General features: G+C 74.3%; 8 protein-coding genes. 5 read left to right on the forward strand and 3 right to left on the reverse strand.

The features are described from left to right. Nucleotides 1-4: 4 nt before the first annotated feature. Together ACIRYZ_RS40470 and ACIRYZ_RS40475 are read right to left on the reverse strand one after the other, a co-directional pair. A complete protein-coding gene (locus tag ACIRYZ_RS40470) occupies nt 5-3,850 on the reverse strand; it encodes a glycosyltransferase family 2 protein (RefSeq protein ID WP_402953651.1) in 3,846 nt (1,281 codons plus the stop codon). A gap of 249 nt (nt 3,851-4,099) precedes the next feature. Further along, nucleotides 4,100-4,372, reverse strand: a complete 273-nt coding sequence (locus ACIRYZ_RS40475) for a WhiB family transcriptional regulator (protein WP_030062195.1) — start codon at nt 4,370-4,372, stop codon at nt 4,100-4,102. 670 nt (nt 4,373-5,042) lie between these two features. Here ACIRYZ_RS40475 and ACIRYZ_RS40480 point away from each other — a divergent pair. From ACIRYZ_RS40480 to ACIRYZ_RS40490, 3 genes are read left to right on the forward strand one after another with little or no spacing between them, the layout of a single operon-like run. Then, on the forward strand, nt 5,043-5,621 hold the full coding sequence (locus ACIRYZ_RS40480; protein WP_402953670.1) for a cysteine dioxygenase: 579 nt from the start codon (nt 5,043-5,045) through the stop codon (nt 5,619-5,621). Nucleotides 5,622-5,661: 40 nt separating this feature from the next. Continuing rightward, nucleotides 5,662-6,621 (forward strand): 2-phospho-L-lactate transferase, encoded by a 960-nt coding sequence (gene cofD, locus ACIRYZ_RS40485; protein ID WP_402953652.1) that lies wholly within the window; start codon nt 5,662-5,664, stop codon nt 6,619-6,621. Then, the gene (locus ACIRYZ_RS40490; RefSeq protein WP_402953653.1) at nt 6,618-7,916 is read left to right on the forward strand and encodes a coenzyme F420-0:L-glutamate ligase; all 1,299 of its coding nucleotides are present in this window, start codon (nt 6,618-6,620) and stop codon (nt 7,914-7,916) included. The genes cofD and ACIRYZ_RS40490 overlap by 4 nt, the downstream gene beginning before the upstream one ends. A 278-nt stretch (nt 7,917-8,194) precedes the next feature. On the opposite strand, the gene ACIRYZ_RS40495 is transcribed toward ACIRYZ_RS40490, so the two are convergent. Further along, complete coding sequence (locus ACIRYZ_RS40495) at nt 8,195-9,115, reverse strand: DNA-3-methyladenine glycosylase family protein (protein WP_402953654.1); 921 nt, start codon at nt 9,113-9,115, stop codon at nt 8,195-8,197. 326 nt (nt 9,116-9,441) lie between these two features. Here ACIRYZ_RS40495 and ACIRYZ_RS40500 point away from each other — a divergent pair, with 326 nt between their 5' ends. Then, on the forward strand, nt 9,442-10,233 hold the full coding sequence (locus tag ACIRYZ_RS40500) for a TIGR03089 family protein (RefSeq protein ID WP_393037209.1): 792 nt from the start codon (nt 9,442-9,444) through the stop codon (nt 10,231-10,233). Between the two features lie 138 nt (nt 10,234-10,371). Next, entirely contained in the window at nt 10,372-11,490 is a 1,119-nt protein-coding gene (locus tag ACIRYZ_RS40505; protein ID WP_402953655.1) for an LCP family protein, read from the forward strand. The last annotated feature ends 125 nt before the right edge of the window (nt 11,491-11,615 follow it).

Here is an 11,615-nt window from a genome sequence, read left to right on the forward strand (position 1 = left end):
CGGGTCAGCTCCCCGATCCGTGCTGGTGCGGGTACCGGCCGCCTGGGTCGTTCGGGTCGTAGTAGGGCTCGCCCTGCTGCTGGCCCGGCAGCCAGGGCTGCTGGTGCTGCTCGGGCTGCTGCTGGTACGGGTCGTAGCCGTACTGGCCCTGCTGGTACTGCTCGTAGCCCTGCTGCGGGTAGGCCTGCTGCTGCCCGTCGTACCCCTGGGTGTCGTAGCCCTGGCCGCCGTACGGCGCGGCCACCGGCTGCTGGGCCGCGTACTGGTCGTAGCTGTACGGGTCGGCCTGCTGGTAGGTCTGGTACGGGTCGGTGTACGGCTCGGCCTCCTGGACGGCGGCGGCCGCCTGGACCGCCTCGGTCACCGGCTCGCCGGCCGGCTGGGCCGGGACCGCGCCCGGCCGGCCCTCGTACACCCCGGGCTCCTCGGCGCCGGGCTCGGCGCCCTCGCCGCGCTCGGCCATCCGGCGGGCCCGGCGGCTGCCGGGGGCGGGGGCCTGCGCCTGGGCGGCGGCGGCCAGCGCGGCGGCGGCCACCACCTCCTCGGGCAGGTCGTCGTCCTTGTGGCTGCGGCGGCCGGGCAGGGCCAGCACCAGGATGGTGAGGCCGAGCAGCACCTGGGCCCAGATCCAGCCGGTGTGGGCGAGGCTGCCCTCACGGGTGACGGACAGCTTGCCGCCGGCGGCCGGGAGCTTGAAGCCCTGCGCCCAGCCGTCCACCGTGGTGGGCTCCAGGGCGGTGCCGTCCACGGTGGCCTTCCACTCGGGGGCGGCGGCCTCGGCCAGGCGCAGCACCCGGCCGTCCGGGCCGGCCAGGACGGTGGCGCCGAGGTCGCGCACGCCGGCCGGGACGACCACCGGGTCGGCGCCCGGAGCGGTGATCACCGCGCGGACCGCCGGGGCGCCGTTGACCTGCCAGAGCGCGGCGTCGCCGTCCTGGTTGGCCTTGACCAGGCCGGGGGTGGTGTCCAGGACGCCCTTGAAGGCGTCGATCACCGGGCGCTGGACGAGGACGTAGGCGATGCCGTAGCCGGCCAGGGCGTTCGCCTGGTCGGCGCCGGAGCCGGCCAGCAGGCTGCCGACCATCTTGTTGAGTCCGTCCTGGGTGCCGGTGGCCGGGTCGACGGTGGACTCGGCCTGGCCGAGCGTCAGGCCGGCGCCGCGGACCACGGTGTAGCGGACGGCGCCCTTCTCCCCGGTGACGACGAGGGTGCGGGACCGGTCGGTGGTGCCGGCCTCCTCGGCGATGAAGGCGGGCACCTGGCCGGCGTCGCCGCGGTGCAGCGGGCCGCCGGCACCGGTCAGCGCCCACCACAGGCCGGTGCCCAGCGGGGCCAGCACGGCGGCGGCCACCACCAGGGCGGCGACCGGCTGGCGCCAGCCGAAGGCGATCCCGGCGACGCGGGCGTTGGCGCCGTCGGCGCCGATCGCGGCGGCGGCGAGCAGGGCGATCCCGGCGATCAGGGTGGCCGGGCCGGCCCAGGCGGGCACCGCCGGGCCGCCGGAGGCCGGGGTGACGGAGGTGCCGGCCACCGCGACCGCGAAGACCAGGCCGGCGCCGGCCGCGCCCCAGGCGGCGAGCACCGCGCGGCGGCGGTCGGCGCGCAGCAGCGCGGCGAGCGCGGCGAGCACCACACCGGCGGAGAGCCAGACCGGCGGCACCCCGGCGCCGCCCGGGTTGACCAGCAGCAGGCCGGCCGCACTCGCTCCGGTGCCGTGCAGGCCGGGCAGTCCGGCCTCCAGCAGCAGCCACTGCGGGTGCGACAGCACCTTCAGGGACCAGGGGGCCAGCACGGCGACCGGCACCGCGAGGATCACCAGCACGCGCAGGCCGAGCAGCCGCAGCGCCGTACCGCCGGAGCCGAAGGCGCCGCCGCGCAGCACCGCGACGACCAGCGTGGCCAGGCACAGCGGCACCGCGAGCGCCCAGGTCAGCGGGACGAAGGCGGTGGTCAGGGTGAGCAGCAGGACGGTCATCCAGACCGGCCGCCAGCCGGGGCGGGCGCCCTTGGCGGCGCTCTCCGCGCGGATGCCGAGGCCGGCCGCGATCGCGGCGGCGCGGGCCAGCGGGGGCAGCAGCACGGCGAGGACGGCGGTGCCGATCCGGCCCTGGGCGAGCGCGCCGGTCGCGGCGGGCAGCAGCGCGTAGGTGGCGCTGGCCCAGGCGCGGACCAGCTTGGAGGCCAGCAGCGGCCGGGACACCAGGTAGGCGCTGACCGCGGAGAGCGGGACGGTGAGCACGACCAGCACGGTGAGCGCGAGGTCGGCGTGGCCGAACAGCAGCCAGGAGAACACCGCGAGCACGCCGAGGTACGGCGGTGCGGCGGCGGTGGAGCCGGTGCCGATCGGGTGCCAGGCGTCCGCGTACATCGACCAGAGGCCGCCGGCGCCGTCGGAGGCGGGCAGCAGCGCGCCGCCGAACAGCTCGCCGCCGCCGAGCAGGCTGCGGCAGGCGACCAGGGCGAACACCAGCAGGGCGGCGAACAGTACCGGCGCGGGGCGCCGGGCCAGCTTCTTGAGCAGTGCGAACTGCTCGACGACCAGGTCCTCGGACTCCTCGTCGCCGCCGGCCTCGACGCTGCCGTGCCGGCTGCCGGTGTCGTCGCCGCCCCCTATCCCGAGCGAGCCGATGACGCCCTCGACGGCCAGCCGGGCGGTGGCGCCGGGGGCCGGGAAGAGCGTGCGGTCGTCCAGGGCGTCCGCCGCCCTGGTCCGGGAGCGTCGTTTGCGCGCGGCCAGCACCCGCGGGAAGCGGATGAGTTCGTGGCCGAGGCCGGCCAGTTCGTCGACGGCCTGGCGCGGGTCCTTGCCGAGCAGGTTGGTGACGGCCCGCAGCAGGGTGCCGAGCACCAGGCGCAGCAGCACGTACGGGAAGAGCGCGCCCTTGCAGTTGGCGAGCAGGGTGAAGACGGAGCCGGCCTTGTCCACCCGGTGCGGGTGGGAGGAGCCGCAGTCGATGGCGCGGCGCTCACGGCTGGCCGCCTCGGCGTGCCGCAGCACGGCGTCGGGGGCGATCACCACGCGGTAACCGGCGGCGTTGACCCGCCAGCAGAAGTCGGTGTCGTCCCGCATCAGCGGGAGGGCCTTGTCGAAGCCGCCGAGCTCCTCGAAGACGTCCCGGCGCACCAGCATGCCGGCGCTGGAGACGGCGAGCACCGGGCGGACCTGGTCGTGCTGACCCTGGTCCTGCTCGCGGCGGTCGAGGCCGGTCCAGCGGCGGCCGGAGCGGGCGATCGTCACGCCGACCTCAAGGAGCTGGCGGCGGTCGTACCAGCTGCGCAGCTTGGGGCCGACCACGCCGGCGCTGGGGGTGGAGTCGGCGACCTGGAGCAGGCGGCGCAGCGCGTCGGTCTGCGGTTCGCAGTCGTCGTGCAGCAGCCAGAGCCACTCGACCGGCTGGGTCTCGCGCGGGCCGCCGCGGCCGAGGTCGTCCTCCTGGGCGAGCGGGTCGCCGAAGTCGTCCCAGCCGCCGGTGACCGGGTCGTAGCCGGAGGGGTCGAGCCGGTACGGGAGGTCCTCGGGACGCAGCGGCGGGCTGTTGAAGACGGCCTCGGCGACGGCGGTGCCGAAGCCGGCCCGGCGGCCGAGGATCAGCGGGCCGCTCTCGGGCATCCCGTCGGCGAGGCCGAAGTCGTCGAGGGCTTTCGCGAGCAGTTGCGGGGAGTTGTCGGTGGATCCGGTGTCGACCGCGAGGATCCGCTGGACCTGACGGTCCTGGCCGAGCAGGCCGGCCAGGGCCTGCGGCAGCCAGCGGGCGCCGTCGTGCGAGACGATCACCGCGGTGACCAGGTGACGCGGGTAGGCGGGCGGCCTGGAAGCGGTGAAGCCGCTCTGGTGGCTGTAGACGGTCATCGAGTGCGTGGGCCCCAGTTCTCGGTGGACACAGCCGGTGAACGGCAACCGGATGGCGCACCACACTAACGGCTCCGGACGGCCGCCTCGTGCGCGGTGCCGGTGCGGAGGCGGTGGAGGAGGGGTCCGGGAGCACCGGAAGAACTGCCCGGGAACACGAAAGCGCCCCACCGTCGCGGTGAGGCGCTCGTTCAGCTGTGTGGTTGTCCGTCGTTGTCGGAGGGTCAGCGGGGTCGGGGGTCGCCCCGGTCAGACCGCGCTCTTCTTGAGCCGACGGCGCTCGCGCTCGGAGAGGCCGCCCCAGATGCCGAAGCGCTCGTCATTGGCGAGGGCGTACTCCAGGCACTCCGAGCGGACCTCGCAGGCGAGGCAGACCTTCTTGGCCTCGCGGGTCGAGCCGCCCTTCTCGGGGAAGAAGGACTCCGGGTCGGTCTGGGCGCACAACGCGCGCTCCTGCCAACCGAGTTCCTCCTCGTCCTCCGCGATGCCGTCCCCGATCAACAGCTCAAAGAGCTCGCTCATGTGGCGCGCCTCCTCTGCCCCTACTTGGCGTCCCCGTGGTTGCCGTTGCCTCGTGCGGCCGACGACACGAGTGAAATTACAGTTGCGTCACTCTGGCCCAGTCAAGCCGAGCTCTGGTATTGAGGCCGGGATTCACTCCCTGGCACCAAACAGTTACGAATAGTGTACATATCCGGACACATCGGACTTTCGGCACGAAAGCCTCGGATGGCATCGAACCGTCCACAACCACTCGCGGAATGACGCCCGGTCACCGTCACAGGCCGGTCATCGGCCTGCCTTCCCGGCGATCTTCCCATCGAAACATAGAGAGTGATGAATCGCCCCATCAGGGCAAGATCCGGACCTAACCCACTCGAATGCCGCATCCTCCGGTTTGACACCGACCCCGCGCGTGCGGTGTCCTTGCCCCTATGTCAGAGTTCGCCAGCCCCCGGAGCGGTTCCACCCTCCGCCGTGCCGTGAACTCTTGTTGTCGCCTCTGTTCCTGCTGTATCTAGGCGCCCGCGTCCCACCGCGCGCCGCCCCAGGACACACAGAGGCCGCCCGCGATTCCCGTCCCAGGACATCCCGGATCCGGCTGATCCCGACGAACCAGCCGACTCCTCCGAGGACGACTCCTGTGCGCACCATCCGCAAACGGAACCGCGACCGCAACAAGCTCGCCCGCCTGGGCCTCGCCCCCACCCGTCCTTGGACGGACGGGCTCAGCGACGTCTCCATCGCCGGCGACCCGCTCGCCTTCCCCCACCTCGCCCGCACCGACCTGCCCGGGCACCCCGGCACCGTCGCCGAGTACGCCCGGCTGGTGCGCGAGATCGCCGCCGACCGCGCCCGCTGGGAGCCGCTGGTCCGCTACGACGCGCTCACCCGCTGGTACGCCCGGCTGGAGACCGGCCCCGGCTACGAGGTCTGGCTGCTCAGCTGGCTGCCCGGCCAGAGCAGCGGCTTCCACGACCACGGTGAGTCCTCCGGTGTGCTGACCGTCGTCCAGGGCGAGCTGATCGAGCGCTCCCTGACCCACACGGGCGAGGGCTCCCGCACCCTGCGCCCCGGCGGCCAGCGGGTGTTCTCCTCCGGCTACCTGCACGAGGTGGTCAACGGCGCGCTCGAACCCGCCGTCTCCATCCACCTCTACACCCCGGGCCTGACCGAGATGAACCAGTACGGCGCCGCCACCGCCGTCCCCGAGCAGCACCTCCAGCCGCACCCGGAGCCGCACCCGCGGACGCAGGCCGAGAGGCATTGAGCGCGGCTGACGAAGAGTCCGACCGTGGCAGGATGACCCCATGCGCATCGTGGCACTGGCAGGCGGAATCGGCGGGGCGCGCTTCCTGCGCGGACTCCTCGCGGCGGTCGGACCGCAGGACGAGATCACCGTCATCGGCAACACCGGCGACGACATCCACCTCTACGGCCTCAAGGTCTGTCCCGACCTCGACACCGTGATGTACACCCTCGGCGGCGGGATCCATGAGGAACAGGGCTGGGGCCGGACCGACGAGACCTGGTCGATCAAGGCCGAGATGAAGGAGTACGGCGTCGGCCCCGAATGGTTCGGGCTCGGCGACCGGGACTTCGCCACCCACCTCGTCCGCAGCCAGATGCTCACCGCCGGGTACAGCCTCAGCCAGGTCACCGAGGCGCTGTGCGTGCGGTGGAAGCCCGGCGTGCGACTGCTCCCGATGAGCGACGACCGGGTCGAGACCCACGTGCGGATCACCGACGAGCAGGGCACCCGGGCGATCCACTTCCAGGAGTACTGGGTCAAGCTGCACGCCGCCGTCGACGCCGAGGCGATCATCCCGGTCGGCGCGGACACCGCCAAGCCCGCGCCCGGGGTGCTGGAGGCCATCGCCGAGGCCGACGTCATCCTCTTCCCGCCGTCCAACCCGGTCGTCTCGATCGGCACCATCCTGGCCGTCCCCGGCATCCGGGAGGCCGTCGCCGCCGCACCGGCCCCGGTGGTCGGGCTCTCCCCGATCATCGGCGGGGCGCCCGTGCGCGGCATGGCCGACAAGGTGCTCGCCGCCGTCGGCGTCGAGGCCACCGCCGAGGCGGTCGCGCTCAACTACGGCCCGGCGCTGATCGACGGCTGGCTGGTGGACACCGCGGACGAGAACGCCGTCGCCGCCGTCGAGGCCGCCGGGATCGCCTGCTGGGCCGTCCCGCTGCTGATGACCGACGTCGAGGCCACCGCCGAGATGGCCCGGGCGGCGCTCACACTGGCGGAGCAGGTGCGCAAGTGACCGCCTCGCTGGAGGTCCTCGGCGTCGAGGGGATCCCCGAGGTCGACGCGGGCGCCGACCTCGCCGAGCTGATCGCCAAGGCCGGGACGTACCAGGACGGCGACATCCTGCTGGTCACCTCGAAGATCGTCAGCAAGGCCGAGGGCCGACTGCTGCGCGCCACCGACCGCGACGCGGCGATCGACGCCGAGACCGTCCGGGTGGTCGCCCGGCGCGGCCCGGCCCGGATCGTCGAGAACCGCAACGGCTTCGTCATGGCCGCCGCCGGGGTCGACGCCTCCAACACCGCCCCCGGCACCGTCCTGCTGCTCCCCGAGGACCCGGACGCCTCGGCGCGCGCGCTGCGGGCCCGGCTCCAGCGGCTCACCGGCTGCCGGCTCGCCGTCCTCGTCACCGACACCTTCGGACGGCCCTGGCGCAACGGGCTCACCGACGTCGCGATCGGCGCCGCCGGACTGTCCGTCCTGGAGGACCACCGGGGCCGCACCGACAGCCACGGCAACGAGCTGGTCCTCACCGTCACCGCCACCGCCGACGAACTCGCCGCCGCCGCCGACCTGGTGAAGGGCAAGGCCACCGGCGTCCCGGTCGCGGTCGTGCGCGGCCTCGGACACCTCGTCACCGCCGAGGACGGCGCCGGCACCCGGCCGCTGGTGCGGCCCGCCGTCGACGACATGTTCCGGCTCGGCACCTCCGAGGCGCTGCGCCAGGCGGTCACCCTGCGGCGCACCGTCCGCGCCTTCACCGCCGACCCGGTCGACCCGGCCGCCGTCCGCCGCGCCGTCGCCGCCGCCGTCACCGCGCCGGCCCCGCACCACACGACGCCGTGGCGGTTCGTCCTGCTGGAGTCCGCCGAGACCCGGGTTCGGCTGCTGGACGCGATGCTCGCGGCCTGGCAGCGCGACCTGCGCGAACTCGACGGCTGGGATGACGCCAAGATCGCCCGCCGCACCGCCCGCGGCAACGTCCTGCGCGACGCGCCGTACCTGGTGGTGCCCTGCCTGGTGATGGACGGCTCCCACGACTACCCCGACCGGCGCCGGGCCGCGGCGGAGCGGGAGATGTTCACCGTCGCCGCCGGCGCGGCCGTGCAGAACCTGCTGGTCGCGCTCACGGGTGAGGGCTACGGCTCTGCTTGGGTGTCGTCCACCATGTTCTGCCGTGACACCGTCCGGGCGGCGCTGGAACTGCCGGACGGGTGGGACCCGATGGGGGCCGTGGCGGTCGGCCGGCCGGCGGAGGCGCCGCGGGAGCGGGCGGAGCGGGGTGCGGACGCGTTCATCGCGGTGCGGTAGCGGTTTGGGGTGTTTGTGTGGTGGGGGCTTTCGGGAGGGTGGGTGGCCGGGGGCGGCGCCGGGGGTGGCCGCTCCGGGGGCTGGATGATTTTCAGACTGCCCATTCGGCTGGGTGGGGCGTTGGGTGCGGTGGCAGTCTGAAAATCACCCGTCACGCCCCTCTCCGGGCCACCCCTGCGCCGCCCCCTCCCGCAGCGCGTCCCTCTCGCTAGAGGGAGGTACGGGTGGGTGGGGGGGTGCTGCGGGTGGGTTGGTGCGGGTGTGCGGGTGGGTGCGGGTCAGTGGTGGCGGTGGTCGTTGGGGGTGAGCCTCGGGCCGTAGCGGGGGGCGCGGGCGCCGGTGGCCGTCAGGAGGCGGCAGACGCGGTGGCGGTGCGGGCGGTAGGGCTCCAGGAGGGCGAGCATCTGGGCGTCGTCGCTGCGGGGACGTCCGGCCAGGGCCCAGCCGACCAGGTTGGGGAGGTGGAAGTCGCCGACCGAGACCGCGTCCGGGTCGCCGTTGCTGCGCTGGAGGGTCTCGGCGGCCGTCCAGACGCCGATGCCCGGTACGGCCGTCAGTCGGGCGAAGGCCTCCTCGTGGCCCATCGCCGAGGCCTCCTCCAGCCGGGGTGCCAGCCGCACCGCGCGCATCACCGTCGCCGAGCGCTTGGGGTCCACGCCCGCCCGGTGCCACTCCCAGCTCGGGATCATCGCCCACTCGCGGGCCGACGGCGCCACCCGCATGCCCTCGGCCGGGCCGGGCGCCGGGGTGCCGAAGTCCCGCAGCAGGGTGTGCCAGGCGCGGTAGGCCTCGTCGGTGGTGACCTTCTGCTCCAGGATCGCCGGGACGAGGGACTCCAGGACCAGGCCGGTGCGGGTGAGCCGCACCCCCGCCGTACGGCGCTGGGCGTCCCGTAGCGGACCGGTCGGCAGCACCAGCGCCTCCGGGTGGTCCTCCGCCCCGAGCAGCGTGGGCAGCCGGTCCAGCAGCCACTGCGCGCCGGGGCCCCAGGCGGTCGCCTCGACTTCGCCTTCGGCGGGGTGGGGCCGCACCCGGAGGGTGCCGACGCCGGCCGGGGTGCGGGAGGCGCGCCAGACGGCGCCGTCGCCGGCGGTGCGGTAGGAGGGGTCGGCGGGGCCCCGCCGCAGGGGCAGCAGCGTCCGGGCGACGTCGAGCGGGAAGCCCGGCCGCCAGCGCCGTACCGCCTCGCCGCCCGTCACTGCCGTCGCCTCCTGTGCTCCCTGGGGCTATGAACGATACGCGGGGAAGGCGACAGCTCGGGGGCGCGGAGAACGGCCGTACGGGATGGGGACGTTGGCCGGCTACCGCGCCTGCAGCCGGGAGCTGGGCGTAGAGCGCGGCGCCGGGGCATTCGGTGTTGAAGGCGTCGCGGTGGCCGGAGACGGCGGCGAAGTCGACCACCGCGCCCTTGGGGTGCACATGAGGGGGATCGTCGTTGCAAACCGGGCGGCCCGCCACGCCGCCTCGCGCCCGCTCGGCCGCCCCTCCCGGCCTCCCACCCGAAGGCCGTAGGCTGGGGCGCACCATGACTGCGCCATTCGCTGCCGATGCCCGCACCCCCGTCGAGCTGCTGCACGCATACCTGCGCGGCGGCACCCCTTCGGTCGATCCCGCGGCCCCGCTGGTCACCTTCTACGACGACGCCACCGGCGAACGGGTGGAACTCTCCGCCCGGACCTTCGACAACTGGGTCGCCAAGACCGCCAACCTCCTCCAGGACGAGCTGAACGCCGGTCCGGGCGACCGCGCCGCGCTGCTCCTGCCCGCCCACTGGCAGAGCGCCGTCTGGCTGCTGGCCTGTTGGTCGGTCGGGGTGACGGCGGTGCCGGGCGGCGACCCGGCCGCCGCCGACCTGGTGGTGAGCGGCCCGGACGGCCTGGAGGCCGCCCAGGCGTGCGAGGGCGAGCGCGTCGCGCTCGCGCTGCGGCCGCTCGGCGGCCGCTTCCCGCAGCGCCCGGACGGCTTCCTGGACTACGCCGCCGAGGTGCCCGGCCAGGGCGACCGCTTCGCGCCGTACTCCCCCGTGCCCCCGGAGGGGCCGTCGCTGGAGACCTCGGTGGACGGGCTGCCGCTGAAGCTGACCGGCGAGCAGACCGTCGCACTGGCCCGGGAGGGGGCCGTGCGCCTCGGGCTGGAACCCGGCGCGCGCGTCCTGTCCACGTCCTCCTTCGACGACTGGGCGGGCCTGGAGGCCGGCCTGCTGGCCCCGCTGTCGGCCGGCGCCTCGGTGGTGCTGTGCCGCAACTCCGAGGGCCTGAGCGCCGAGCAGTGGGAGAAGCGGGTCGAATCCGAACGGGTGACGCTGCGCCTCGGCTGACCCCCGGCGAGGGCCCGGCGGGTAGGGATCCCTGCCATGGCCGAGGATGACACCGAGCACCCCCCGACCGATGACGTTCCCCCGACGGACACTCCCCCGAACGGACCCGGACGCCCGCGCAGGCGCCGGCGGTGGCTGATGATCACCGCCGGCGTCGTCGCGTTCCTGGCGGTCGTCATCGGAGCGGTGCTCTACATCGCCTACCGCAAGCTGGACGGCAACATCCGGACCGACTCGGCCACCGACAAGCTGCTGGCCGAGCTGGAGGCCGAACGCCCGAGCCGTACGGCCGGGGCCGGCGGTGCCGAGAACATCCTGTTGATCGGCAGCGACGACCGCTCCGGCGCGAACTCCTCCTACGGCGGCGAGGCCGGCACCCAGCGCTCGGACACCACGATCCTGCTGCACCTGGCCGCCGACCGTAAGCGCGCGACGGCGGTCTCCATCCCGCGTGACGTCATGGTCACCGTCCCGGCCTGCGAGAAGCCGGACAGCACCCGGAGCAAGCCGGGGCTGATGCAGTTCAACTGGGCCTTCGAGCTGGGCGGCCCGGCCTGCTCGATCCGTACCGTCGAGCAGCTCAGCGGCATCCGGATGGACCACTACCTGATCCTCGACTTCAACGGCTTCAAGACGATGGTGGACGCGATCGGCGGGGTCGACGTGTGCGTGCCGCAGCCGATCCACGACAAGGACGCCAAGCTGGACCTCGCGGCCGGCCGGCAGGTGCTGCACGGCGAGCAGGCGCTCGGCTACGTCCGGGCCCGGGAGAGCCTGGGCGACGGCAGCGACACCCAGCGGATGGGCCGTCAGCAGCAGTTCCTGGCGTCGCTGATCCGCAAGGTGCAGTCGCAGGGGGTGCTGCTGAACCCGGCGAAGCTGTGGCCGGTGCTGGACGCGGCCACCTCCTCGATCAAGGCGGACGGCGGGCTGTCGTCGCTGGGCGCGCTGTACGACCTCACCCAGGACCTGCGCGGCATCCCCTCGCCGGACGTGGAGTTCCTGACCGCGCCGCGCCGCCCGTACCGCTACGACTCGGACCGGGACGAGTTCGTGCAGCCGCAGACCACCCAGCTGTTCACCGCGCTGCGGGACGACCGGCCGATCGCCGTCCGGCCGCCCGGCCCGGCGCCCACGGCGGGGGCGAGCCCGTCCGCCGGGGCGGGGTCGGACCAGACGACGGCGTCGCCCTCGGCGAGCGCCGCACCCACCTTCGAGGGACGCACGGCCGACGTGGACGCCTGCGCGCAGCACTGACGCCCCACGTCGACTTTGCCGACCCATTGCTCTTTCGTGACGGATGTCATACCAGGAACGATTCCCCGTTCGGCTCGTCTAGTGTGTCCGGATCAGCCCGCTACCCGAGTGGGCCGCCCCCGTGA

Origin of the sequence: Kitasatospora sp. NPDC101155 (assembly GCF_044768305.1) — a bacterium.
Taxonomy (GTDB): Bacteria; Actinomycetota; Actinomycetes; order Streptomycetales; family Streptomycetaceae; genus Kitasatospora.